Source organism: Alsobacter sp. (genome assembly GCF_059501845.1).
The window spans coordinates 989,128-1,013,872 of sequence record NZ_JCACDK010000018.1; the positions used below are offsets into that span (position 1 = coordinate 989,128).

Genomic DNA, 24,745 nt, shown 5'->3' on the forward strand with positions numbered 1-24,745 from the left:
CGTCCTCACCAGTCTGCAGGCCGGCAGTCGCGCCGCGCCGTCACACGGAAAACCAGGAAACAACTGAGCGTGCCGTATGCCCTGGACTATGCCGGACTGTTCCTCGCCTCCTTCCTGGCGGCGACGATCCTGCCTGCGCAGTCGGAGGCCGTGCTGGCGGCCATGACCCTGTCGGGCGCGTACTCCGTCTGGGGCCTCGTGGCCGTCGCAAGCGTCGGCAACGTGCTGGGCGCCGTGGTCAACTGGCTGCTCGGCCGCTTCCTCTCCCGGTTCGAGGGGCGGCGCTGGTTTCCCGTGTCACGGGCGCAGGTGGAGCGGGCGGAGGGCTGGTATCGCCGGTGGGGGAAATGGTCGCTCCTGCTGTCCTGGCTGCCCGTCGTCGGCGACCCCCTGACGGTGGTGGCAGGCGTACTGCGCGAGCCTCTGCCGGCCTTCCTGATCCTTGTCACGATCGGCAAGGTGGGCCGCTACGTCGTCATCGCGCTCGTCGCCGGTCAGGCGGGTTAGGCGCGCGACCCCGCATCCGGCTTACCGGAGCCAGCCGGGCACGCCCCGCGGAGCGCGGCCGGTTCGCGCCGCCTCGGCGCAATCGTCCAGCGTGCCGAGCCGGACGGCGCAGCCGGAAAGTCCGGGGCCGTAATGGGCGTACTTCCCCGAATTGGTCAGCACCGTCCTGGTGCCCGGTGGGAACACCGGGCGGGTGATCGAGCACCAGCAGATGTCGGGATGAACCGCCACGCCGCTCGCGGCGAGGCTGGCGAGCGTGCCGTCCGCGCGCGCGGTTGAGATCGTGTCCCGCCCGGCGGTGACGATCACCGCGACGCCGGGATCGCGGGCCGCTCCGGCGAGCCTCGCGGCCAGCTCGCGGCATTCCTCGAGCGACGCGTGAGGACTGCCGATGGCGACCAGATCGACCTCCTCCGGACCGTCGTTCAGCATGGCCCATGTCGCGGCGAGGCGGGCACGATCGACGACGACCCGGTCTGCGCCGGGATGGGGCGGCAGGTGCGCCTCGGGCGTCACGCCCTCGACGTGCAGCATCGGCGCGGCCGACGTGGTTCCGAATGCCGCGCAGAGCGCCTTGAGGTCGTCGCGCCCGGGCTTGCCCGCCGCGAGGCCGCGCAGGAGGGGAACCCTGTCCGGGGAGGCGAGGCCGGCGACATAGCCGATGAGCGGCCAGATGGCCGCGTCGGCCCCGGGCGGCATATCGAAGTCGATGATGCGTGCGGGCCGGCGCTCCTCGTCGAGGAACGCGCCCGCCAGCGGCGCCCGGCCGGTGAGGGCGATGCAGAGGTCGAGGAAGTCCGGGTGCTTCGCCGTGCGCGCGCCAAGGACGGAATTGGCGAAGATGACGGCGTTCGACTCCGACCAGCCGAGCGCCTCGCCCGCTTCAGGCGCGCCGTCCAGCAGGTAGGGCGCGCAGGTGAAGCTGGCCCGGCAGCCCATGCGCACATAGGCATCTGCGAGCCGCTGGGCCGGCTCGCCGAAAGCGGGCGACACGCCCTGAGCGCGCCAGTTCTCGCGGTCGACCGAAATCGCATTCATCGTGGTGGGGACGCGCACGCGGGCGCCCAGCGCCTCCATGGCCTCGGCGAAGACGAGGTTGGCCGGGCCGGCATAGATGCACCCGTCGATATGTGCCCGCGTCACGGAAGTGAGCGATGCGGCGCCCTGCTGCCGCGCCATGGCGACGAGGATCCGCATCGCCTGTTGGACCGCCGGTCCGTCCTCGCCGACCAGCATGGCCTTGTCGTGGGCGTCGAGCACGAGGGCATCCGTCGCCGCAGGAGCGAGCGGGATCGTGATGTCGCCGGCTTCCACGCCCGTGGCGGTCACCGATGCGCGGGTGGCCCCGGACAGTGCGCGAAACGCTTCAGGGTGGAGCCGCAGCACCGGCACCGGCTTGCCGAACATTTCGCCCGCCACGATGGCGCCGAGCGTCAGCGTGTCCTCGGCTTCGCTGAAGACGAGGGCAGCCGGCGCGGCCCCGGCGAGCGCGAGTTCCAGAAGCACGCCCGATCCCGAGCAGGAGCCCCGGCTCGTCGGCATCACCACGACGGCGCCCGCAAGCGAAGCCCCATGGGCGGGGTGGTGGACGTCGATGACCCGGCCGTCGGTGGGATCGACCCCCCCCCAGAAGCTCAACCCCTCGTGCATGGCGACGACCGGGCCTTCGGCCGTGCCGGGAACGATGGGCAGCGCGGGGCCGGAGACGGAAGTTTCAAGTGCCATGTGTCGGGACCACGCTCATGACCGGCGGGTGCGGCCAGCAGCTGGTTCTAGAGCAGAAATCCGCGGTGCGACACAGGCGCTCTTCGCTCGTGCCAGGCCTGGCCTCGCTGGTTCAGCGTCCGGCGGCGGTGGCGTCGTACACCGTCACCTGCAGGCCCTTGTTGCCGTCGCCGTTGCAGTCGCCGGGGCAGCAGGAAATGGCGACCATCGTGTCGATCTCCGCGTGAAGCTCGACGTAGTCGCCCTTGCGCGCCTGCGGCGGCAGAAAGAACAGCCGGTGCGTCTCGTCGATGCCGGTGGTCATGAAGATGTTGAAGGCGTCGTGGACATGCGTGGCCGGAAAGCCGGCGTCCTGCAGCGCGCGGGTGAGGTTGGTGTTGCAGTTGGGCATGTCGAAGCGGCCATAGCGCAGGCCCCAGGCCCGGGCGCTGCACCGCGCATAGATGAGGTCGTGCGACGCGGCGTTGTGCGGCAGCGGGTCGCGCGGGACCGTGTCGGCGATGATCGTGAACATCGGCCGCATGTTGGGCTCGGTGCTCCACAGCCTGTCGCCCACGGAGAGGTGGGCACCCTGCAGCGTTCGCGTGCGGCCGGACCAGAAGTGCTCGCTGGGATCGTCGATCGCGAAGGCGTTGAAGTCGCACACCTGCGGACCGTCACAACAGGTGATCCGCAGGATCTGGCCCTGCCGCACGGGAAAGGCGCTGCCCTTCTCCTTCTCGACATAGCGGTCGAGAGCAACGGTGCGCGATGCTGTGTCGGCGGCCATTGCGGCGAAACTCGCCAGCAAGGCGGCGTCCAGCCCCTGGTACCCGTAGCCCGTCGTCGTCTCCATGGCTGGCCCTCACGCGTAGTAGAGCGGCGCGAGTCTCGCGCGCTGCACGAAGTCGGGATCGTGGAGAGGCACCAGCTCGCCGCCGGTGCGGGCCGCGATTGCCTTCAGGCGCCTGATGCTGGCGAGCGCCGCCTCGTCGTCCATCGACGAGCCGAGGACCTCGCGGTTGAAGTTCTCGAGCAGGTCGGCGCAATCGCCGGTCAGGATCTTGGTGCCGCTTTCCGGCAGCGCGACCGCCAGTGACTGATGGCCTGGCCGGTGCCCGCGCGTCAGCAGGATGTCGAGGCCGGGCATCAGCTCGACGTCGCCGTCGATGACGTTCCAGCGGATCGCGGGATCAGCGATGTCGGCGAAGGACTTCGCCTTGCGCCCCTCCTCGGAGAACGCCGCCTCGTATTCCATGCGCTGGATCGTGACGCGCGCATTCGTGAAGCGCGAGACATGGCCGGTATGGTCGCCATGGGCGTGGCTGAGGACGATCTCGCCGACATCGCCGGGCTGCACGCCGAGCGCGGCAAGCTGCGGCAGCAGCTCGTGCTCGGGGCAGACCACGGGCGGCCCGGGGAAGGTGTCGTTGCAAAAGATCGCCCGGCTCTGGACGGGATCGGCGAGCGGGGCGCTGTCGAGCCCGGTGTCGTAGAGCACGAGCCCGCGCCGTGTCTCAATGAGGTAGGCGCAGATCGGCACGGCGAGGATGATCGAGCGGTCGGCGCCGCGGATGCAGCCGGACTTGCGGATGATCTCGTAGCCGCAAAGGAGGATGTACAGCTTACGGGCGTCGGTCATGGCACTGCCTTGCGGGACGTCGAAGGATGGCGGCGCCCGCTGCCGGGCGCCGCCCTGGCAATCAGGACTTCGGCATGAACTGCGGATCGTAGACCTGGTCGTAGGGCACGTCCTCCTTCAGGAGGCCGGCGATCTTCACGATGGTCTTGGTCTTCTCCCACGCATCCGGCGGGATCGCCCCGTCATACTGCCACATGTCGTTGGCGATGGTGGACGCCAGCATCGCCTCCAGGTCGGCCGGCGGAAGCGTCGGGAACTCCTCGCGCGCGATGGCCTTGGCCCCCTCCGGATCGTTCTTCACGAACTGCAGGGACTTCAGGCACGCCGTCACCATCATCTTCACCAGCGCCGGGTCGGACTTGATGAGCTTCTGCGGCACGTTCAGCGTCGTCCACGAGAACAGGCCGAGTTCCTTCGGCATGCTGGCGAAGGGCGCCTGCCAGACGCCCTGCTTGATGCCCTGCGAGATGGTGGGCTCGGCTACGACGGCGGCGTCCGCCTGGCCGGCGGCGACGGCGGCCATCATGCCGGCGCTGCTGGCGATCTCGATGAGCGTCACGTCCTTGCGGGGGTCGAGCTTGTTCAACTCAAGGAGGTAGAGAAGGATCGAGTAGTCGGTGCCGCCGCGCGTGCCGATGGCGATCTTCTTGCCCTTGATCTTGTCGCCGAAGGACCCGGCGGGATCCACCGTTATGCCTGTCTTGGCCACCATGAAGGCATTCGCCCGGTTGGACAGGGCCACGACCGCCCGCAGCGCCTCGCCGCCGCGCTGCTTGACGAAGGCGATATGCTCGGGTCCGCCGATATAGGCCTGCGCGTCGCCGGCCAGAACCGCCGCGATGTGCTTGCCCCCGCCTTCCGTGGTGATCAGCTTGATGTCGAGTCCGGCTTCCTTGAAGTAGCCCTTCTTGATGCCGGCATAGAAGGGAAGGCTGTCCACGCTGTGGCCGGGCTCGGTCACGGTGAAAGGCTTCAGGTCGCCCGCCCGGGCGCCCCCGGCGGCGGACACCCCGGCAACCGCGGTTGCCAGGGCCAGTGTGTTGAATTGCCTGCGTGAAAATGTCGTCATCATTGGCTCCCCTCTCTCTGGTCGTCAGTCACGGCTTCCCCGTCCGGCGGCCACGGGCCGCCGGCGACAGGTCCTCGGTGTTCGTGTTCCGCGCCGGAGCGACGAGCGTCGCTCAGCCCCGGCCGCCGCGCGACGAGTCCGCCGCGTGGATCCCTTCCAGCAAACGTCGCTCAAGCCACACGACGACGCCGTAAAGCAGCATCGACAGGGCCGACAGAATGATGATCCCCGACCAGATCAGGGCGATGTCGTAGGTCGAGCCGGCATACATGATGACCTTGCCCAGCCCGAACTGGGACGAGATGAACTCGCCGATGAGAACGCCCGCCAGAGCGAGGCCGATATTGATCCGCAGTGAAGAGACGATCCAAGGCACCGCCGACGGCAGCACCACCTTCAGGAACACGTCGCGCCGTGTGCCGCCGAGCGAGTAGGTGAGGCGCACGAGGTCCTGGTCGACCGACTTCACGCCGGAGAAGGTCGCAAGCGCGGTGATGACGAAGGTCAGCGCGATCGCCATGGCGATCTTCGATTCGATGCCGATCCCGAAGAGCAGGATGATCAGCGGCCCCAGCGCCATCTTCGGGATGGCGTTGAAGACCACGATGAAGGGCTCGGCGACGCGCGCGCCGTTCGTCGACCACCACATGGCGAGCCCGATCGCGGCGCCCAGCAGGGAGCCCGCGACGAAGCCGATGATCGTCGCGCGGAACGTGAACCAGGTGTCGAAGAGAGCGGTCCCGTCTCGCACGAATACGTAGCCGGTGGTGAGGATGTCGGATGGCATCGACCAGAAGAAATGGTTGATGAGCCCGGCCCGCACGCCGATTTCCCAGAGCGCAAGCAGCAGGGCGAGGATGCCGATCTGGACGAGAAGAACGGTACGTGCCGGCCAGTCCCGCTCGGTCTTCAGCACGACGCCGCTGCTGGCGCGGGACGCAGGCGTGGCCGGCTTGCGGTCGGCCTTCGCATCATCGGGGAGGGCGTGCGTGGAAAGCGACATGCTCACCACTCCCCTTCGTCGTCGAGACCGTCATGGCCTTCGAACAGCAGCTCCAGGCAGCGGCGTTTCAGGCGCCCGAACTCCGGGCGCGTGACGACGTCGCGCGATCGCGGTCGCGGCAGGTCGACATGGAAGGTGTCGCGCACCCGTCCGGGCCGCGGCGACAGCACCACGATCTCGTCGGACAGGAAGATGGCCTCGTCCACGTCGTGGGTGACGAAGAGGATGGTGAGGTTGAAATCTTTCCACAGCGTCAGCAGCCATTGCTGCATCCGGAAGCGCGTCTGCGCGTCGAGCGCCGCGAAGGGTTCGTCCAGCAGGATCACGTCCTTGTTGCAGAGCAAAGTCCGCAGCAGGGCCGCACGCTGGCGCATGCCGCCCGAGAGTGCAGCGGGATAGTGGTTCTCGAACGCTGCCAGCCCATAGCGCTGCAGGAAGGGTCGTGCGATCTCGCGCGCCTGCTTCTTGGGCGTGCCCTGGATTTCCAGCCCGTAGATGACGTTCTCGAGGATCGTCCGCCAGGGCAGCAGAAGGTCCTTCTGCAGCATGTAGGAGACGATGCCGGCCCGCCCTGTGATGTCGGTGCCGTCATGCAGGACGGCGCCTTCGGTCGGTGCCAGCAATCCGGCCAGGATGTTGAAGAGCGTGGACTTGCCGCAGCCGGACTGGCCGATGATGGACACGAACCGCGAGGGCCGGACCTCGAGTGATATTGAATCGAGCGCGACCGTGGTCTGGCCGGACGTGCGGAAATGATGGCTGATCCCGTCGAGCCTGAGCTTGGGCATGGTGATGTCGACCGGCCTTTCGGCCCAGTCGCTTACGGTGACGGCATCGGCCACGGGCATGATTCTGCTCCCGCATCCCACGCTAGACACGCAGCGCCGACAGGGCGCCAGCAGTCATCGGGGGCTAGGACAACTGGAGCAAACCGCGTGCCAGTCACCAACGGCCTGAAATCGTTGAGTGGGCTCTAAACTTGTGCAGCCGGACTGCCTTCTTTGAGGGCCGCGAGAGCGCCGGATGCGTGTTCCTTGGGCGACAAATGAAAGACGGAAGAGACCTAAAGTTGGGTGTCAACTCTACACGGCCGGGCGACCGTCCCGCGGCGGGCGCGGCAGGCCGAGATCCTCGGCGCGCTGCTCGTCGGCCAGCGCGACGGCGGTGCGGAAGACGTCGCTGGAGCGCACGGTGCCGACGAGCCGGTCGGCGTTTCGGCGGTCGATGACCGGCAGGACGAAGCGGTCGTCGCGGCGGAAGATGTGGACGGCCTCGCCCAGCGATGTCTCCGGGCCGAGCCGGATGTCCGGGCGGCCGACCAGGTCGGCGGCTGCGACTGGCAGGTCCTGCTCGCCCTGCACGATCTCAAGCAGCGCCGGATCGACCAGCCCCATCAGCTTGCCCCCGAGATCGACGACGGCGACGCCGCGGTGCCCGGCCGCCGCGACGACCCGGGCCACCTCCGGCAGCGGCGCCTGCGGCGGAACGACGAACTTCGCCGGCCGCACGAGGTCGGCGATGGTCTGGGTGTTGATGCGGGAGATGTCGTGGCCGCCGTCGAGCGCGAGGCCCCGCTGCTGGAAGCGCCAGGTGGCGAAACTGTAGCCGAACAGGCGTTCGGTGAGGAACGCGGCCACCACCGCGCCGATGGCGACGACCACCGTCGCGTCATAGTCGCCGGTCGTTTCCAGCACGAGGAAGGCCATGGCGAGTGGGCTGCCGATGATGCTCGTTCCCACCGCCGCCATGCCGACGAGGGCGCACAGGGCCGGGTTCACGACGGGAACGCCGGGCAGGATCTGCGTCGCCCAGGCGATCGATTGTCCGAGCAGGGCGCCGATGAGCAACGAAGCGCTGAACAGGCCGCCGCGGAATCCTCCTCCGAGGCTGAGCGACGAGGAGACCACCTTGGCCCCGAGCAGGAGGAGGGCGGCGCTGGCCGCGATCTCGCCGTTGACCGCGGCATCGATGCCGGCATGCCCGCTGCCGAGGATCACCGGCGAGACCGTCGCCAGGGCGGCGAGGCCGGCCGCGGCTGCAACCCGGCGGATCCATTCCCGCTGCGAAAGGCGGGCGAGCGTCCTTTCGAAGGCGCCGACCATGAGCATGGTCGCTATGCCGACCAGCGATGCCGCCACGCCGATGATGAGTGCAGCCGGATAGTCCCGCCACACCACCCCCGTGCCCTGGCGCAGCGCGAAGGAACGGGATGGCCCCGCGATGCCCTGCACGACGGCGTAGGCCGCGACGGCGGCCAGCGCGACCGGCACCAGCGTTCGCCGGTTGTAGCTGCCGAGGATGAGCTCGTAGGCGTAGAGCATCCCCGCGATCGGAGCGCGGTAGGCGGCAGAGATGGCGGCGGCCGTGCCGGCACCGACGAGGAGGCGCATGTCGGAGCGCACGAGGCCGAGCCGCTGGCCCACCACGCTGGCGAGCACGGCGCCGATCTGCGTGACGGCCGCCTCGATGCCGACCGAGGCCCCGCACGCCACCGACAGCAGGATCGGCAGAACCACGGCCACCCCGTCCCAGGGCCGGAGGAAGCCGCCGCGCAGGGCGTTCGCCTCGACGGGGTCGGTCGGAGGCCGCTTGTCGAACCGGCCCAGCACCCAGCCGAGAGCACTGAGCAACAGGGCGCCGATCATGAGCGACACCGCGATGCGAAGCAGGGAGCTGTGCTCGGGAATGACGAGCCGCCGCTCGGCCGCGAAGCCCAGCGCCATGCGCTGGCTCCAGACGACGAATTCCTGCACGGCGACGACGCAGCCGCCGACGACCGCGCCGATGCCGGCTGCTGCCAGGATCGGCGCGGTAGCGCTCCGGACCCGGCGCGAGCCGGTCCGGCGCACCATGCCGAGAAGTGACGGGGTCATGCCCGGTCCCGATCCTGAACGCAGCGAGGAAGTCAGTCTTCCGGCGCGGTGTTACACGATGATGGCCAGGCTGGCCAAGGCAACCAGGTCGCCGGAGCCGCGCCGGATCGATGCTGCCCGGCCTGCGGCGGTCAGCGGCCGGGCTTGCCCTCGTGCTCATGGGCCGTCGAGCCGGCCGGCGGCACCGCGTGTCCCTCTACCGGCATCTTCTGCCCCGGATCGTCCTGGCGGCCCGACGACTTCGGTGCGTCCGCGGCGCTGTTGGCCTGCGTCTGGCCGTGGCCGGCGGTGATGGCGCCCTGGCCGTCGCCATGAGCCGGCGTGCCCGGCCTGGCCGGGTCCACTGGGGTCTTGTCCGTCATCGTGTCTCGCTCCTTGCTTGGGAGAGGACAACGCGGGCTCAGCCGTTCCGTTTCACGCGCTGCGGAGGTCTGCGGCGGCGTCGCGCACCAGCGCGGCAATCTCGGCGAGCTGGTCTGCGAGCGGGCTCGTCTTGCGCCACACCATGCCGATGGTGCGCTGCGGGCGCGGTGCGTCGAAGCGCGAGAGGCACACGGAAGCGGAGCGCGTCTCGACTGCAGCAGCCATCTCCGGAATCAGGGTGACGCCGATCCCGGCGCCGACCATCTGGACGAGCGTCGAGAGGGAGCTCGCCTCCAGCATGTCGCGCGGCGAGGTTGTCAGGCGGCAGAAAGAGAGCGCCTGGTCGCGGAAGCAGTGTCCCTCCTCCAGCAGCAGGAGCCGCATCTCCTGCAGCGTATCCGGGCTCGGCACGGGCTTGCCCTGGTCCTCCAGGGCTCGCACCAGCATGAACTCCTCGCTGAAGAGCGGCATCTCGATCAGGAAGGGCTGCGAAACCGGCAGGGCCACCACTGCGGCATCGAGCCGCCCGTCCGCGAGCTCCCGGATCAGCGCGTCGGTCAGTGTCTCGCGCACGCGGATATCCAGCCCGGGATGACCGCGCGCCAGCCGGCCGATAATTGAGGGCAGGAGGTAGGGCGCGACGGTCGGGATGATGCCGAGCCGCAGCGTCCCGGCAAAGCGGTCGCGCGAGGCCTTGGCGAGGTCGGAGAGCTCGTCGACCGAACGCAGGATGTCGCGGATGCGGCCGGCGAACTTCTCGCCGAAGCCGGTGAGCCGGACCTGCCGGGAGCTTCGTTCGAAAAGCGGCGCGCCCAACGCGTCCTCCAGCTCCTTGATCTGCATGGAGAGGGCCGGCTGGGTGATCGAGCAGGCCTCCGCGGCCCTCCCGAAGTGCCGGTAGCGGGCCAGCGCCTCGACATAGCGCAATTGCTTGAGCGTGACGTTCAGCATCAGTCGGCCTTATCGGCAGTATCAGAACTTCCGACTTAGCCTAATAGCTCAGCTCCTGTAGAAGGAAAGTTGCAGGTCGGCCGCAACGTGTTCAGCGCAAGGCGCACGGACGCGCGCGGCGGGGCCCTGCGAGCCGGCCGGCCGTCCGGCGCGGGATGTCCCGTGTCGCGGCCGTCCTCCGGCGCGGTCTTCCGGGCAGGCCGCGCGACGCGCCGGCTCCATACCCGCCCGGACCCCATTCGGTGCACCCAGGATCGGAGAGAGCCATGCACGGAACCAACACGGCAAACGCCGGCAAGTGCCCTGTGATGCATGGGGCGACCACGCATTTCGGCATCAGGTCGACGCGCGACTGGTGGCCGAACCAGCTCAACCTGAGCATCCTTCACCAGAACGCACCGCCGTCGAACCCGATGGCGCCGGCCTTCGACTACGCGACCGAGTTCCGGAAGCTCGACCTGAAGGCGGTGAAGCAGGACCTCTACGCCCTGATGACCGACAGCCAGGCGTGGTGGCCCGCGGATTACGGCCATTACGGGCCGCTCTTCATCCGCATGGCATGGCACAGCGCCGGCACCTACCGCACCGGCGACGGCCGCGGCGGCGCCTCGCGCGGCACGCAGCGCTTCGCCCCGCTCAACAGCTGGCCGGACAACGCCAACCTCGACAAGGCCCGCCGCCTGCTGTGGCCAGTCAAGCGCAAATACGGAAACAGCCTGTCCTGGGCCGACCTGATGATCCTCGCAGGCAATTGCGCGCTGGAATCGATGGGTTTCAGGACCTTCGGCTTCGGCGGCGGCCGCGAGGACGTCTGGGAGCCGGAGCAGGACGTCTACTGGGGCGCGGAGACCGAGTGGCTCGGCGACCGGCGCTACACGGGCGACCGTGAGCTCGAGAACCCGCTCGCCGCCGTGCAGATGGGCCTCATCTACGTCAACCCGGAAGGCCCGAACGGCAAGCCGGACCCGCTCGGCTCGGCCCGCGACATCCGCGAGACCTTTGCCCGCATGGCGATGAACGACGAGGAGACCGTCGCGCTCGTGGCCGGCGGCCACACCTTCGGCAAGACGCACGGAGCCGGCGACGCAGCGCTGGTCGGGCCGGAGCCCGAAGGCGCGCCGCTCGAGACACAGGGCCTGGGCTGGCTAAGCTCGTTCCGCAGCGGGCACGGGTCCGACACCATCACCAGCGGACTGGAGGGCGCGTGGACGCCCCACCCCACGACATGGGACATGGGCTATTTCGACGTGCTGTTCGGCTATGAGTGGGAGCTGGTGAAGAGCCCCGCCGGTGCCTGGCAGTGGGCGGCGAAGGGCCTCGCCGAGAAGGACCACGCGCCGGACGCGCAGGATCCGGCGAAGCTCGTTCCGCTGATGATGTCCACCGCCGACATGGCGATGAAGATGGACCCTGCCTACGAGAAGATCTCCCGGCACTATCACAAGAACCCGGCCGAGTTCGCCGACGCCTTCGCCCGTGCCTGGTTCAAGCTGACACACCGCGACATGGGGCCGAAGGTGCGGTATCTCGGCCCGGAGGTCCCGGCCGAAGACCTGATCTGGCAGGATCCCGTTCCGGCCTCCAACCATCCGCTGGTCGACGCGAAGGACGTGGCTGAGCTGAAGGCGAAGATTCTCGCCTCCGGCCTGTCCACGGGCGAGCTGGTCCGCACGGCGTGGGCGTCGGCCTCGACCTTCCGCGGCTCCGACCGACGCGGTGGCGCCAACGGCGCCCGCATCCGGCTCGCGCCGCAGAAGGACTGGGCGGTGAACAACCCCGCCGAGCTCTCCCGCGTGCTCGAGGTGCTGGGCAGCGTCCAGCGCGGCTTCAATGCCGCGCAGGCGGGCGGCAAGGCGGTCTCGCTGGCCGACCTGATCGTCCTCGGCGGCTGCGCCGCCGTCGAGCAGGCTGCGAAGGCCGCCGGCCATGCCGTGGAGGTGCCATTCACGCCAGGCCGCACGGACGCCTCGCAGGAGGAGACCGACGTGGAGTCCTTCTCCGTGCTGGAGCCGCAGGCGGACGGCTTCCGCAACTATCTCAGGACGCAGTTCACGGTTTCGGCCGAGGAACTGCTGGTCGACAAGGCCCAGCTGCTCACGCTGACGGCGCCGGAAATGACGGTGCTGGTCGGCGGGCTGCGCGTGCTCGGCGCCAACCATGGCGGCTCCACGCACGGCGTCTTCACGAACCGGCCGGGCGCGCTGACCAACGATTTCTTCGTCAACCTGGTCGAGCCCGGCATTGCCTGGCGCGCAACCTCGGACGAGGAAGCCGTGTTCGAGGGCCGCGATGCCGCGACCGGCACGGTGAAGTGGACGGCGACGCGCGTCGATCTCGTGTTCGGCTCGAACTCGCAGCTGCGCGGACTGTCCGAGCTCTACGCCCAGGACGACGCGAAGGTGAAGTTCGTGCACGACTTCGTCGCCGCCTGGACGAAAGTCATGAACGCGGACCGCTTCGAGCTGGCCCGCCGTTAAGGGACTTGGCGGGCGGGGAGAAACTCCGCCCGCCCGGACCGTCACTGCGAGGATCGATAGCGGCGAAGCATCCCAGGAGCAGCGCCAAAGCAGGGCGAACAGGACTGGGTTGCTTCGCTCCGCTCGCAATGACGCAAGTGGTGGCTCGGCTCTTCCGGCCCCTTAGTTCACCTTCTGGATCGTCCAGCCGCGCTGCTGGATCTCGGCCGCCGCCATGGGCGTGGTCGAACCCGTGATGGCGAGCACGAGGCCCGGCGCCGTGCCCTGTCCCTGCAGCTTGGCCGCGCGGTCGAAGGCACGCGCGACGCGCTGCGTCCACGCCACCTCGTCGAACGGAAAGAGCGCGATCAGCCTTCCGTCCTTCAGCCGGTTCAGGGGAAAGCCGCCGACGTCGACGAAATCGCCGATGCCGAGCGCAGACGCCTGCTGCGTCAGCAGCACCGCGCGGGTGCGCTGGAAGAAGGCTTCCTCCCGGCCAGCCGCCTCGGCCGCCCGCGCCACGAACAGCGCCGTGTTGCCGGCACGCAGCTTCTTGAGGGCGTGCGCCATGACCAGCAGGTCGGCGGGCGTGTAGAACCGGTTGTCGACAAGGCGCTGCGCGATGGCGGCAGGCACCTTCTGTCGCGCCAGCATGCCGAGCACGATCTCGACGACCTGCGTCGAGGTTTTCTCCGCCAGCGTATTGCGGATCGTGTCGACCGTGGAGGCCGAGCTCACCGCGATGCCCGCGCCACCGGGCACCACCATCAGCAGCGCCTTGACGGAGAGGTTGCCGAGAGCGGAGGCCCTCGCCACTTCCGTGAGCTTCGAGGCCAGGGGCGCGTAGTCGGAATAGGGGTCGACGCCGAGCTGGACGGCCAGTTGCCGCCTTGCCGAGTCGATGCCGAGCAGGCTGGTGGCGACCCCGTCGCGCGTCGCCCCGCGATTGGCGACGGCGCTGCCGATGCGGTCGAACATGTTCGCCAGCCCGTTGGCCGAGTTGGTCAGCGTCTTCTGCGGGTCGGCGATGAGATCCGCCCCGTAGCGCAACGGTGCGGCCGCCGTCTGCCCGAGCGACTTCAGGAAAACGTCGGATTCCGACATCGCCTGCAGCTTGCGCAGGGCCTCGAGCTCCCGGATGCGCTCGCGCGCCAGGCTTTCGCCCGCAACCTGCTGCACCCCGTAGCCGGACCGGATCGTGAAGACCCAGAGCAACCCGTCGCTGCCCACCCCTGGAGCGACGGTGTAGCCGGGGCCGCTGGCGAGGTCGCCAAGCACGGTGCGGGCGTCCGTGGCCGGCGGATCCTCGAAGGCGAGGGCCGCCGGCACCGCGGACAGGAGGACGAGACCGGCCAGGGCCGCGGAACGGAGCAGAGGTGTCATGCGCAAGCCCGCCTGAGTTCACATGGGATCAAGCCAAAGCTTAAGCTGATTCGAGATGGTCAAGATGCTTGATGGTTCTCGGGACACTGCAACACGGGAAAATCACCGAAATGAAACGGCAGCCTTGTCGGATTAAGCCGTCCGATCCGTAGCTTCACGGCGGGCTGCGCTTTAGCCTGTGAAGGGCGTGGTTCTGTTCCCCCGGAGATGATCGATGACGCTCGACCTTGCACGGACCGCCATGGCCGCGGCCGTCGCCCTTGCGACACTCGGCCTGCCTGCAGCGCCGGCGCTTGCGGGTGCCACCACGGGCCATTGGAAGGACGGCACCAGCTACGCCAAGTACAAGAGGTACGAGAAGCATGGCTACTCGCGCGCCTGCCATTATGATCGCCACTGCCGCGACCGGTACTGGCGTCACCATCGTCATGACGATCTCGTCAGGAAGCACAATCACGGGGTCACGGTGAAGGTGCGCTGAGCTACGCGCGCGCAGCCCTCGCCCGCGCGCCCGGACACTCGACCGCCATCCCGGCCCCGCGCATGATCCGCGCGTGGCCAGCCTTTCCGATTCTCCTGCGCACCCGCCCGTTCTCCGCAGCATCGCGCTGGCGACGATGGGCTACGCGTGTTTCGCCGCGCAGGACGCGATCGTGAAGTGGCTGGTGGCGCACCTGCCGGTCTGGCAGGTGCTGTTCAGCCGCTCGCTCGTCATCCTTGCCTTGCTCGCGGTGACCGACAGGAGCGGGGCCTATCGCTCCGCCATTGCGAGCCGCAGCAAGCCCGCCCTGGCCGGCCGCGCGGTGCTCATCCTGGTGGCCTGGCTGAGCTACTACACCGCCTCGCGCAGCCTCGGCCTCGCCCAGCTCGTGACGCTCTATTTTGCGGCGCCCATTTTCGTGGTCGTCCTCTCCGTCGTGATGCTGAAGGAGCGCGTCACGCCGCCGCGCTGGGCCGCCGTGCTCGGCGGCTTCGCCGGCGTCGTGCTGGCGGCCGGGCCGTCGCTGGCCCTCGATGCCATTCCCGCCGCGATGACGCTCTTCGCCGCGCTGACCTGGGCGATGACCACGATCCTGGTGCGCATCATCAGCCGCAGGGAAACGACCCCGACGCAGATGGTGGTGTCCAACTTCCTTTTCGCGGTGGCCTGCGGCGTAGCCCTGCCCTGGATCTGGGTCACTCCCAGCGCGACCGACCTCGTCCTGCTCGTCGGCCTCGGCATCGTCGGGGGCAGCGGCCAGTTTCTCGTCTTCGAGAGCTTCAGGCTGGCACCGGCCGCGGCCGTCGCGCCCTTCGAGTACACGAACCTCGTCTGGGCCTTCATCCTCGGCTATGTCATCTGGCACGACATCCCCGGCCCGATGGTCTTTGCCGGTGCGGGGCTGATCGTCCTGAGCGGAGTGGGCCTGATCCTCGCCGAGAGCAGGGCGGAAAAGCGGCGGTAGATGCCGCTTCGGGCCTCCCCGGAGTTACCCCTGTGCCCTGTCCTGTCCGCGCAGGACGACGAAATCGGACGCGGTGCGCGTCTTCGCCGTGTCGGCTTCGTCGGTCGTCACGAGGGCCATGCCCATCTGCAGGTTCTGGCGGGCCTTTTCCAGCAGAGCGGGGTCGACGGCGATGCGCTGGATCGTCTCCGGTGCGGCGAGGATGTTGTCGCTGCCGCCCGAATAGGCGGTGGTCAGCCATTTCAGCTGCCCGGCTTCCGCGTCCGTCTCGGCCAGCGTGTAGACGCCGTTGCCGATGGGCTTGCCGGGGTCCTTGATGTCGACCGCGCCCTGCCCGATCTCCTTGCCGTTCTGCAGGACGCGGGCCGTTTTCGTCTTGCTGCTGACCACGATGGCGGTGGCCTTCGGTTTGTCCTCGTGCCCTTCGGCATAGGCCTGCTTCATCAGCGCGGTATCGACGGCCTTGAACTCGTTGCGCGCGTACTGGCCGAGCACCATGCCGGGATGCGCCACGGAGACGGGATACGAGGTGTCGTCGGCGATCACGACGGTCATGCCGAGCTTCGTGATGCCGAACAGCATGTCCGAGAAAGCGAGCGGCAGGCGCACGCAGCCATGCGAGGCGGGGTAGCCCGGCAGCTGTCCCGCATGCAGCGCGATGCCCGACCATGTCAGCCGGTTCATGTTCGGCATCGGGGCGTTGTTGTAGGTGGACGAGCGGTGGTGCTTGTCCTTCTGCAGGATCGTGAAGACGCCCGTCGGCGTGGCATGGCCCTTCTTGCCGGTCGAGCAGGTCGAGGCGGCGATGCGGATGCCGTTGCGGTAGACGTGGCAGATCTGGTCCGGGATCGAGACGATGATCAGCACGGGACCGGTCGGCGAGCGTTCCGGAAACCAGTTGTACTCGCCGTTCTGGAGCTCTTCCGCGAATTTGGTCGTGAGCTGTGCCAGCGCGGGTCGCCCCGGGAGCGCAAGTGCAGCGCCTCCGGCGAGGCCCGCCGTGAGCGCGAGAAACCGTCTGCGATGGATCACGTCGCCCCCTTCGTCTCAATATGGCTGCTGACCGGGGCCGCCTAGAGCGCGCCCTCGTTGACCTTGGACATGACGCCCAGATAGGTCCCGGCTCTGTCGAAGCGGCAGGCGAAGGGCTTCACGCCCTGCTTGCCGAGGTCGGCTGCCGCGTCGACGAGATATCCTTCCGGGCCGGGGGCCACGCCCGCGGTTTTGATCCGCGACGGCTTCGTCGCGAAATCGACGGCGGCGTAGCGGCGGCAGTCGGCGGCAAGCTTCGCCTCCGGGGGTGTTCCGCTGGCTGCGCCGGGTGCCGGCCCCTCGCGGAGGTACTTGCCCGCGGCCCAGCCGGTGACAACCGCACCGGCGGTGGTCTCGACCCTGCACCAGCGCTGGCCGCCAACGATGCGGCAGCCCGCGTTGCGGAGCGCCGCGCCTTCCTCGACCGAAGCAGCCACCGGGGCTCGCGCCGAGGGAGATTTGCGGAGGTTCAGCTTGTCGCCCGCAGGTACGCCTGTGACCTGCCAGTAGTCCGGGCCACCCGTCAGCCCGTCGGCGAAATCCGCCTTTGGCGGCGTGTCGAGCGAAACGGTGCCGCCGATGGCGAAGGTGATGGTGTAGGTCACCGTCGCGCCGCGCCGCGCGCTCGACCGCATCTGGTAGACCTGCACGACGTAGTCGCCGGACACGGGCAGCTTGCCCTCGAAGCGGTCGGGAGTGTCGGCAGTGGAGCCGTTGAACAGCGCTTCGGGATTGCCGGGCGCCAGCACGTTGAAGTACGAGGCGCCGCCGCGGGCCTTGAAGCTCACCGTGAGCTTCTGCCCCGCCTCGGCACCGAGGGTGTACTCGACCGAGTCGTAGCCCTTGAAGCGCCCGGTGAACGTCGCGGAGCTGGCACCAGATGCGAACCGCACCGTTTCGCGCCGCACGTCGTCAGCGCGGGCCGCGCCTGACGGAAGGAGCATTGCGGAGAGCGCCAGGACGGCAATGAACCGGTACAGCATGGGTGTCCTCCCGCAGACCCCCGTCAATCGGGAAGCAGGAGAATGTTTAGTCAACCAGCTTGCTACGGCAAGCCCGTATCCTATGGGGCAGACGCTTATCTGCGCGAGAGCCCGGCCGTGAGCTGGGCAGCGTCACCGACTGTCCAGCCGAGGTTCAGCCAGGCATTCGGGTTCCCGGCAGACTGCCGCTTGACGAAGGTGAGGCCCGTCTCGGACCACAGGCGGACGCCCGAAACCTGGTTGTCGAGCACGTACTCGCCCCGGTCCGTCTCGACCGTCAGCACGGCATGGCCGAGGTCGCTCCGATCGAGGACGACCGTCACCAGCAGGACGGAGCTGGGCCAGCCCCGGCGCATGAGTTCGCGGCGCTTTTCGAGCACGTAGTCCTCGCAGTCGCCTGCGCCGGATGTCGCGTAACTCCAGCGCTCCTCGACGCCGTACTGCTCCATGTCGGAGACCGGCTCGATTGTCCGGTTGAAGGTCGCATTGACGTCGACGAGGTCCTGCCAGCGCTGCGGCGTGAGCGCCACGCTGGAAACGGCTGGACCGCTGGCGCGGCAGTCACCGGGGTTCTCCGCGCAGAACTGCCGCCAGCCTGCCGGGCTCGAGGCCCGCTCGGTTGCGCGTATATGGGAGAGGTCGGCCTCGGCCGCCCTGACCGGCGAGGGCAGGGCCATGGCGAGTGCCGGCAGAAAGGCAAGAAGAGGAGCGAGGCGCGTAGCATGCATACGACTTGGACCCGAATGTAACCACGGGCCATGTCTAGGGCGGACTTTCGCCGCTTCCGCTAAGATTGAGAGTTAACCGATTGCAATTGCCTCAAGTTAAATTCGTTTACCTTGACAGGCCTTGAATAACTTGCTGGCTCGGAGGGCGGCCGACGTCAGCCGCTGACGAAATCGACCAGAAGCTTGACGTTCAGCACCACGATGATCGCCGCGACGAGCGCCGCGATGGCCGTGAACCAGCGTGGGGAGGCGAGTTCCCCCATCTTGCGCTTCGATGCCGTGATCAGCACGAGCGGAATGACGGCGAAGGGAAGCTGCAGGCTGAGGATGACCTGGGAGAGGATGAGCAGCCTAGCCGTGCCGCTCTCGCCGTAGAACAGGGTCACTGCCGCTGCCGGGACGATGGCGACCAGGCGCGTGATCAGCCGTCTGAGCCAGGGTGCGAGCCTGATGTCGAGGAATCCCTCCATGACGATCTGCCCGGCCATGGTCGCGGTGACGGTGGAGTTGATCCCGCAGCAGATGAGCGCAATGGCGAAGAGCGTCGGCGCGATGGCAGACCCGAGCAGTGGCGACAGCAGAGCGTGGGCCTTGCCCAGTTCATCGACCGCTTCATGGCCGGTGCCGTGAAACGCGGCCGCGGCGAGGATCAGGATCGACGCATTGATGGTGAGCGCGAACATGAGGGCGAAGGTCGAATCCGCCGTGGCCAGCGTGATCGCCTCACGCTTTTCCGGCAAGGTTTCGCCAAAGGCGCGCGTCTGTACGATGCCGGAGTGCAGGTAGAGGTTATGGGGCATCACCGTCGCGCCGATGATGCCGAGCGCGAGGTAGAGCATGTTCGGGTTGGTGACGATGTCGGTCGTCGGCGCGAAACCGCGGATGACGCCGCCCCAGTCGGGATCGGCCATCGCGATCTGGACGATGAAGCAGACGGCGATGACGCCGAGCAGCGTGACGATGAAGGCTTCAATCCAGCGGAAGCCCTTGTTCTGCAGCCACAGAATCAGGAACACGTCCGCCGCCGTGATCAGCACGCCGAGCTCCAGCGGAATACCGAACAAAAGGTTCAGCCCGATGGCGGTGCCGATGACCTCGGCGAGATCCGTCGCGCAGATGGCGATCTCCGCCAGGAACCACAGCGGCCAGGCGAGCCAGCGCGGATAGGCGTCGCGGCAGGCCTGCGCGAGGTCCCGGCCCGTGGCGACCGCGAGCCGGGCGCACAGGTGCTGCAGCAGGATCGCCATGATGTTGGAGAGCAGGGCGACGAAGAGCAGCGCGTAGCCAAAATTGGCGCCACCCGCCAGCGACGTCGCCCAGTTGCCGGGATCCATATAGCCGACGGCGACGAGATAGCCCGGGCCCATGAAGGCCGCGAGCTTGCGCCAAATGCCGGCGCGGCCGGACACGGGGATGGAGCGGTGCACCTCCGCGAGAGACGGATCCGACCTGTCCCGCCGCCAGGTGGTCAGTGTCCGTTCGACGGGAGTTTCGGCGCCGCTCATCATGATCTCCGAACGCGGCAATTCTCGCCTAGTTGCAAATGAATTGCAAGAGCGACAGGAGGTCACAAACGGTTCGCCGTCTGCTAAGACAGCGCGATGACGAACTGGATCGAGGCGCAGTGCCGGACGAGGGGCATCAGGCTGACCGGCCAGCGCAGGCTGATCGCCCAGATCCTCTCCGAGGCATCGGACCACCCGGACGTGACGGAACTGCACCGGCGCGTCAGCGCCTGCGATCCGCGCGTGGCGCTCGCGACCGTGTACCGCACGGTGAAGCGTCTGGAAGAGGAGGGCATCGTCGAGCGCCACGCCTTCCTTGACGGGCGCGCCCGCTACGAGCGCGGCTCAAAGGATCACCACGACCATTTGATCGACGTGGAGAACGGGAAGGTGGTCGAGTTCACGAGTCCAGAGATCGAGCGCCTGCAGACGCAGATCGCCGAGAGCTTCGGCTTCGAGATCGTCGGGCACCGGCTGGAGCTCTATGTCCGCCGCAAGGCGGCCCGCTGACGAGCTGCCTGCCGCGGGCCGGCGTTGTTGCGGAGTGACGTGCCGGAAGCGCTCGGCGGATCAGAAAGCTCCCGCGAGGACCCCGACCCCGGCCAGCGCCATGAGGCCCCCTACCGCCTGAACCATCCGGTCCCCGTGGCGGGCGAACATACGGCTTGCACCAACGCCCAGCCCAATCCCGGCTGCGTGGAGCAGCGCAGTCGCCACCACGAACCCGACCGCGTAAAACGCCACGCCCGCCGTCTCCGGCATCTCCGCGCCGTGCGCGTGTCCGTGAAAAATGGCGAATGCCCCGACAAGACCCATGGCGATGGCGGTGGGCAGCGCCCAGCGCATTGCGATCGCCAGGCCGAGCACCACGATGGAGGCGCCGATGCCGGCCTCGACGAATGGTACAGCCACTCCGGTCATGCCCAGTGCCCCGCCAAGAGCCATCATGCCCACGAATGATGCAGGGACCAGCCACAGGGCCCGGCCACCCAGCCGGGCCGCGAAGATCCCGACCGCAACCATCGCCAGCACATGGTCGATGCCACTGACCGGATGGACAAAGCCCGCCGCGAAGCCATGCGTATGGTCGAGACCCGGGTGGGCGAAAGCGACGCCCGGCACGAGGAGCGCTGCGAGGGTCGGAGCGAGACGGGCGGCGAGACGATGCATGGAATCCCCCTGGGGCCTGAAGTGGCATCCTAGGAGCAAATCTCATGCCCTGACTACCCTGCTCCGCCGGCCACGACCGGCGCGGTCCGGGATCCAGACGCGCTCCGTGCGTGCAGGCGATCTCAGGCGCGCGTCGACGCGTCGTAGGCGGCCTGCGCAGCCAGCACGGCATCCATGTTGCGCTCGGCCCAATGGGCGAGAGCCGACACGGTGTCGGTGAGCGTGTGGCCGAGCGGCGTCAGCGCATACTCGACCGTCACCGGCACGGTCGGATACACCGTCCGCGAGAGCAGGCCGTCGCGTTCCAGTTTCTTCAAGGCCTGCGACAAAACCTTCTGCGAGATGCCGTCGATGTCGCGCCGCAGCTGGTTGAAGCGCATGGGCCCGTCCTCTAGCCTGTCGAGGATCAGCAGAGCCCATTTGTCCGCGAGCCTGTCCAGCACCATCCGTGTCGGGCAGAGCTCCTTGTACACGTCGTAGGCATTCTGCATCGCCGCTCTCCCGCCCTGCGTCCCGGCCGGTCCGGTTTCCCGGACGAAACCACGTCACCGGAAGGTGCTCCCTTACGCCGCTCCCGGAACGGTAGTACCTATCATTTTGATACGTGGTTTCCAACGGATACTGTTGGACAAAGCCAAGGAGAGACATCATGGCCGGTCAGATTCTGGTGCTGGGCGCGGGCGGAAACGTTGGCAAACCCCTGGTGGGGGCGCTGCTGGCGAAGGGCGAGACGGTCAAGGCAGCCTCTCGATCGGGAAAGCCGGTCGGCGCGGCCAAGGGCGTTGCTCTCGACGTTGCTGATCCCGCCACGTTCGACAGCGCCTTCGAGGGCGTCGACCGCGCCTATCTCATGCTCCCGACCGGCACGACGGCGATCAGGGAGACGCTCGTGCCGATCATCGATGCCGCGGCGAAGCGCGGCGTGAAGGTGGTTCTCATGACCGCCCTCGGTGTCGATGCTGACGATGCCATTCCCTACCGGCAAGCCGAGATCGCCCTGCAGAAGTCGGGGACGCCTCACGTCATCCTCCGGCCGAACTGGTTCGCCGACAATTTCCATACCTTCTGGAAGGCAGGCGTTGACCACGGCCAGATCTCGGTGCCCGCCGACACGGGCAAGACGAGCTTCATCGACACGCGCGACATCGCCGCCTCCGCCGCGGCCGCGTTGACCACGACCGTTCACGACGGCAAGGCCTTCAACCTGACCGGACCGGAAGCGCTGGGCTATGCCGATGCCGCGGCGATCCTGTCCGATGTGCTGGGCAGAACCATCACCTACGCTCCGGTCGACGACGACACCTTCGTTGGCAACCTCACGGGAGCCGGTGTGCCTCAGGACTATGCGCGCTTCATCGCCTCGATTTTCTACCCGGTCCGCGAAGGGTGGGCCGCGGTCGTAACCGGCGACGTGCAGACCCTGACCGGCAAGCCGCCGCGCGCCCTGCGCGACTATGCGCGCGACAACAAGGCCGTTCTCGCCGGCTGAGCCGTGCACGAAAAAGCCCGCCGGGGTGTCCCGGCGGGCTGTGTTTCAGAGCGGCTTGCGCCCGCGCGTCACGGGCAATCGGTGCGCCGGGTCGTGCTGGTCTCGCCATATTCGTTCTGATGCTGCACCGTCGTGCTGGAGCACGGCACCGTGCCGGTGACGTCCTCCTCGATGACGCGGCGCTGCGGCTGCTCGATGACCACCGTGTTGGGCTTCTTGGCGTCCGATGCGACGCCGCCGGCGATGCCGCCGACGCCGGCGCCAACCGCGGCCCCGACCGGGCCGCCCACGATGGCGCCCGTTACAGCGCCCGCTCCGGCCCCGGCCACGAACCCGTCGCCGTCCGCATAGGATACTCCGGCTGCGCCAAGCAGAAGACCGGTGGCGACCGTAATCGTCCTGAACAGATGAGTCATGGTCAGTCTCCCCTGCGCCATTTCAGTTGGCGTACTCAAAATTGCGATGTTGCCCCGTGTACCGGCATGCAACGCCGCCCCGGCAAAAGTGTTCCACACCGTTCATTGAGCCGGCTGCTTTTGCAGACTCGAGGAAGACTCGCTCTTCACCCAGCCGCGGGGATGGTTGGGGGTACTAGACTGACCTCGATATTAACCAAGCCGGGCGCTCACCGTTCGGCGCGCGACGGTCGCTTTTCCGACCGGAACGGGATCCCTGCCGGGGCATTGCCGAGGCGCCTGCAGCTTGGCTCGCCATACCGCGCGACAGCGCCTTGGGAGACGCGTCCGCGTGTTCGATCTATCCAGTGACCATATCCTGCTCGCCGGTCTTGGCGTGGCGATCGTGCTCGCGCACTGGTTTCCGCGCCTGTTCTCGGGGCGGGAGCCGGCCGCGGCGGCGCTCCTCATCGGGCTCGGCTGGGCACTCTTCGCGCTCGTGCCGAAGATGCCGGGTGCGATCGATCCGCTCTCCGCCGCCTGGGTCTGCGAGCGCGTCAGCGAGATGTGCGTGATCGTCAGCCTGTTCGGCGTCGGGCTGAGGATCGACAAGCTCTGGGCCATGGAGCCGTGGCGGGCGACCATCCGCCTGCTCCTCGTCGCCATGCCGCTCACCATCGTGACGATCGCGCTGCTGGGCTGGTGGATGGCGGGCCTGTCCTTTGCAGCGGCGCTCCTGCTGGGAGCCGTGCTGGCGCCGACCGATCCCGTTCTGGCCTCCGACGTTCAGGTTGGGCGCCCGACGGAAGGCGGCGAGCATCCGGTGCGCTTTGCCCTGACGACCGAGGCCGGCCTCAATGACGGCCTCGCCTTTCCCTTCGTCCATCTCGCGCTGCTGCTCGCCGGCACCACGGCACTCGGCTGGGCAGGTCTGGGTGAGTGGGCGGCACGCGATCTCGTCTACCGCATCGTGGTTGGCGTGGCCGGCGGCTTTGTGGTCGGCCGCATGCTCAGCGTTCTCCTGTTCACCTTTCCGCGCCGCAATCCGCTCGCGGACACCGAGTCGGGCGTCGTCGCGTTTGCCGGCGTGCTGGCCGCCTATGGCCTGACCGAACTCGCGGAAGGCTACGGCTTCGTCGCCGCCTTCGTTGCGGGACTGACGGTTCGGCGCACGGAATCGGGCCACGCGTTCCATGGCCGCCTGCACGACTTTTCGGAGGCGTTGGAACGCGCGCTGACGGCTCTCCTGCTGGTCGGGCTGGGCGTCGCGCTGCCGGTCACGCTGGCCGAACTCGAGTGGCAGGGCGCCCTCGTCGCCGTGCTTCTGATCGTCGCAGTGAGGCCCCTGGCCGGCTGGCTCTCGCTGACGGGAGCGCTGGCCACGACGAGGCAGCGCCTTGTCGTTGCGGTCTACGGGATCCGCGGGATCGGCTCCCTCTACTACCTGGCCTACGCCACCACGCATCATGATTGGGCGGAAGGCCCCCAGCTCTGGGCCATCGTGTCCTTCGCCATCGTGTTGTCCACCGTGCTGCACGGCTTCACCGCAGGGATTGCCGTGGAGCGCGCCGTGTCGCAGCCGGGAACGCAGGACCCTCCCGCCCGTTGAGAAGGACGAACGGAACAGGAACAGGCGAGGGTGCCATGAGCCAGCGTGAAGCAGGACGTGAAACGACGAGGGATGTGCGCGAGGAGCCCGCCTCCAGGCATGGGTCGCAGCGTGATCCCGATCCGCGCGACGCCCCGTTCGTGGGCGAGAACCCCGAACGGGGGCGCACGCCTGCGGACGAGGAGAACCCCAAGCGGGCGGGCGGCAGCGATTCCAACCGGATCAAGGACCCCGACGACTGGGTCACCGGCGAGGAGCCGATGACGGGAGCCCAGAAATCCTACCTCAAGACGCTGTCGGAAGAAGCTCACGACCCTGAGGCGTACGACGCCGGCCTCGACAAGGCCGAGGCGTCAAAGCGCATCGACGCGCTGAAGGACAAGGCCGGGCGCTAGCGGAGCGCGGGTCTCCGGACCCGCACCCCGCAGGCCGGGGTGC

At 68.2% G+C, this 24,745-nt stretch carries 25 protein-coding genes; 8 read left to right on the top strand and 17 right to left on the bottom strand.

Annotated features, from left to right (window positions below; all coding sequences use genetic code 11):
• Positions 1-69: 69 nt before the first annotated feature.
• Positions 70-507: a YqaA family protein gene (locus tag AC5JCN_RS19565; RefSeq protein WP_495756762.1), complete on the top strand. Its 438-nt coding sequence runs from the start codon at positions 70-72 to the stop codon at positions 505-507.
• Positions 508-528: 21 nt separating this feature from the next.
• Here the strand turns inward: AC5JCN_RS19565 and lhpI are convergent, their stop codons facing one another.
• The 9 genes from lhpI to AC5JCN_RS19610 form a co-directional block, all read right to left on the bottom strand.
• Complete coding sequence (gene lhpI, locus AC5JCN_RS19570; RefSeq protein WP_495756763.1) at positions 529-2,232, bottom strand: cis-3-hydroxy-L-proline dehydratase; 1,704 nt, start codon at positions 2,230-2,232, stop codon at positions 529-531.
• 112 nt (positions 2,233-2,344) lie between these two features.
• Positions 2,345-3,067 carry a DUF1989 domain-containing protein gene (locus AC5JCN_RS19575; protein WP_495756764.1) on the bottom strand — a complete coding sequence of 241 codons (723 nt, stop codon included), beginning with the start codon at positions 3,065-3,067 and terminating at the stop codon, positions 2,345-2,347.
• A gap of 9 nt (positions 3,068-3,076) precedes the next feature.
• The gene (locus AC5JCN_RS19580; protein WP_495756765.1) at positions 3,077-3,853 is read right to left on the bottom strand and encodes an N-acyl homoserine lactonase family protein; all 777 of its coding nucleotides are present in this window, start codon (positions 3,851-3,853) and stop codon (positions 3,077-3,079) included.
• Between the two features lie 61 nt (positions 3,854-3,914).
• Complete coding sequence (locus tag AC5JCN_RS19585) at positions 3,915-4,922, bottom strand: ABC transporter substrate-binding protein (RefSeq protein ID WP_495756766.1); 1,008 nt, start codon at positions 4,920-4,922, stop codon at positions 3,915-3,917.
• A 112-nt stretch (positions 4,923-5,034) separates the two neighbouring features.
• Positions 5,035-5,925 carry an ABC transporter permease gene (locus AC5JCN_RS19590; protein ID WP_495756767.1) on the bottom strand — a complete coding sequence of 297 codons (891 nt, stop codon included), beginning with the start codon at positions 5,923-5,925 and terminating at the stop codon, positions 5,035-5,037.
• A gap of 2 nt (positions 5,926-5,927) precedes the next feature.
• Positions 5,928-6,773, bottom strand: coding sequence for an ABC transporter ATP-binding protein (locus tag AC5JCN_RS19595; RefSeq protein WP_495756768.1), 846 nt, complete (start codon positions 6,771-6,773; stop codon positions 5,928-5,930).
• A gap of 234 nt (positions 6,774-7,007) precedes the next feature.
• Positions 7,008-8,798, bottom strand: a complete 1,791-nt coding sequence (locus tag AC5JCN_RS19600; protein ID WP_495756769.1) for a chloride channel protein — start codon at positions 8,796-8,798, stop codon at positions 7,008-7,010.
• Positions 8,799-8,929: 131 nt separating this feature from the next.
• On the bottom strand, positions 8,930-9,160 hold the full coding sequence (locus AC5JCN_RS19605; protein ID WP_495756770.1) for a hypothetical protein: 231 nt from the start codon (positions 9,158-9,160) through the stop codon (positions 8,930-8,932).
• 52 nt (positions 9,161-9,212) lie between these two features.
• Positions 9,213-10,112: a hydrogen peroxide-inducible genes activator gene (locus tag AC5JCN_RS19610; protein WP_495756771.1), complete on the bottom strand. Its 900-nt coding sequence runs from the start codon at positions 10,110-10,112 to the stop codon at positions 9,213-9,215.
• A gap of 266 nt (positions 10,113-10,378) precedes the next feature.
• Here AC5JCN_RS19610 and katG point away from each other — a divergent pair, with 266 nt between their 5' ends.
• Positions 10,379-12,589 carry a catalase/peroxidase HPI gene (gene katG, locus AC5JCN_RS19615; protein ID WP_495756772.1) on the top strand — a complete coding sequence of 737 codons (2,211 nt, stop codon included), beginning with the start codon at positions 10,379-10,381 and terminating at the stop codon, positions 12,587-12,589.
• Positions 12,590-12,751: 162 nt separating this feature from the next.
• Here the strand turns inward: katG and AC5JCN_RS19620 are convergent, their stop codons facing one another.
• Positions 12,752-13,951, bottom strand: a complete 1,200-nt coding sequence (locus tag AC5JCN_RS19620; protein ID WP_495756773.1) for a hypothetical protein — start codon at positions 13,949-13,951, stop codon at positions 12,752-12,754.
• A 214-nt stretch (positions 13,952-14,165) separates the two neighbouring features.
• Between AC5JCN_RS19620 and AC5JCN_RS19625 the strand changes: the two genes are divergently transcribed.
• Together AC5JCN_RS19625 and AC5JCN_RS19630 are read left to right on the top strand one after the other, a co-directional pair.
• Positions 14,166-14,432 (top strand): hypothetical protein, encoded by a 267-nt coding sequence (locus AC5JCN_RS19625; protein WP_495756774.1) that lies wholly within the window; start codon positions 14,166-14,168, stop codon positions 14,430-14,432.
• Between the two features lie 73 nt (positions 14,433-14,505).
• Positions 14,506-15,396, top strand: coding sequence for a DMT family transporter (locus AC5JCN_RS19630; RefSeq protein ID WP_495756775.1), 891 nt, complete (start codon positions 14,506-14,508; stop codon positions 15,394-15,396).
• Positions 15,397-15,420: 24 nt separating this feature from the next.
• Here AC5JCN_RS19630 and AC5JCN_RS19635 read toward each other — a convergent pair whose 3' ends face one another.
• The 4 genes from AC5JCN_RS19635 to AC5JCN_RS19650 form a co-directional block, all read right to left on the bottom strand.
• Positions 15,421-16,428: a L,D-transpeptidase gene (locus AC5JCN_RS19635; RefSeq protein ID WP_495756776.1), complete on the bottom strand. Its 1,008-nt coding sequence runs from the start codon at positions 16,426-16,428 to the stop codon at positions 15,421-15,423.
• A gap of 41 nt (positions 16,429-16,469) precedes the next feature.
• The gene (locus AC5JCN_RS19640; protein ID WP_495756777.1) at positions 16,470-17,411 is read right to left on the bottom strand and encodes an SH3 domain-containing protein; all 942 of its coding nucleotides are present in this window, start codon (positions 17,409-17,411) and stop codon (positions 16,470-16,472) included.
• Positions 17,412-17,506: 95 nt separating this feature from the next.
• Complete coding sequence (locus AC5JCN_RS19645; protein ID WP_495756778.1) at positions 17,507-18,139, bottom strand: transglutaminase-like cysteine peptidase; 633 nt, start codon at positions 18,137-18,139, stop codon at positions 17,507-17,509.
• A gap of 155 nt (positions 18,140-18,294) precedes the next feature.
• Positions 18,295-19,644 (bottom strand): Nramp family divalent metal transporter, encoded by a 1,350-nt coding sequence (locus AC5JCN_RS19650; protein WP_495756779.1) that lies wholly within the window; start codon positions 19,642-19,644, stop codon positions 18,295-18,297.
• 96 nt (positions 19,645-19,740) lie between these two features.
• Here AC5JCN_RS19650 and AC5JCN_RS19655 point away from each other — a divergent pair, with 96 nt between their 5' ends.
• Complete coding sequence (locus AC5JCN_RS19655; protein WP_495756780.1) at positions 19,741-20,154, top strand: Fur family transcriptional regulator; 414 nt, start codon at positions 19,741-19,743, stop codon at positions 20,152-20,154.
• 60 nt (positions 20,155-20,214) lie between these two features.
• Here the strand turns inward: AC5JCN_RS19655 and AC5JCN_RS19660 are convergent, their stop codons facing one another.
• Both AC5JCN_RS19660 and AC5JCN_RS19665 read right to left on the bottom strand, forming a co-directional pair.
• Positions 20,215-20,814: a HupE/UreJ family protein gene (locus AC5JCN_RS19660; RefSeq protein WP_495756781.1), complete on the bottom strand. Its 600-nt coding sequence runs from the start codon at positions 20,812-20,814 to the stop codon at positions 20,215-20,217.
• Between the two features lie 122 nt (positions 20,815-20,936).
• Positions 20,937-21,305, bottom strand: coding sequence for a winged helix-turn-helix transcriptional regulator (locus AC5JCN_RS19665; protein WP_495756782.1), 369 nt, complete (start codon positions 21,303-21,305; stop codon positions 20,937-20,939).
• A gap of 158 nt (positions 21,306-21,463) precedes the next feature.
• Here AC5JCN_RS19665 and AC5JCN_RS19670 point away from each other — a divergent pair, with 158 nt between their 5' ends.
• Positions 21,464-22,303 carry an SDR family oxidoreductase gene (locus AC5JCN_RS19670; RefSeq protein ID WP_495756783.1) on the top strand — a complete coding sequence of 280 codons (840 nt, stop codon included), beginning with the start codon at positions 21,464-21,466 and terminating at the stop codon, positions 22,301-22,303.
• A 68-nt stretch (positions 22,304-22,371) separates the two neighbouring features.
• On the opposite strand, the gene AC5JCN_RS19675 is transcribed toward AC5JCN_RS19670, so the two are convergent.
• Complete coding sequence (locus AC5JCN_RS19675; RefSeq protein ID WP_495756784.1) at positions 22,372-22,719, bottom strand: glycine zipper domain-containing protein; 348 nt, start codon at positions 22,717-22,719, stop codon at positions 22,372-22,374.
• Positions 22,720-23,050: 331 nt separating this feature from the next.
• Here AC5JCN_RS19675 and AC5JCN_RS19680 point away from each other — a divergent pair, with 331 nt between their 5' ends.
• Together AC5JCN_RS19680 and AC5JCN_RS19685 are read left to right on the top strand one after the other, a co-directional pair.
• Positions 23,051-24,307: a cation:proton antiporter domain-containing protein gene (locus AC5JCN_RS19680; RefSeq protein WP_495756785.1), complete on the top strand. Its 1,257-nt coding sequence runs from the start codon at positions 23,051-23,053 to the stop codon at positions 24,305-24,307.
• A gap of 140 nt (positions 24,308-24,447) precedes the next feature.
• The gene (locus AC5JCN_RS19685) at positions 24,448-24,702 is read left to right on the top strand and encodes a DUF3072 domain-containing protein (protein WP_495757684.1); all 255 of its coding nucleotides are present in this window, start codon (positions 24,448-24,450) and stop codon (positions 24,700-24,702) included.
• The last annotated feature ends 43 nt before the right edge of the window (positions 24,703-24,745 follow it).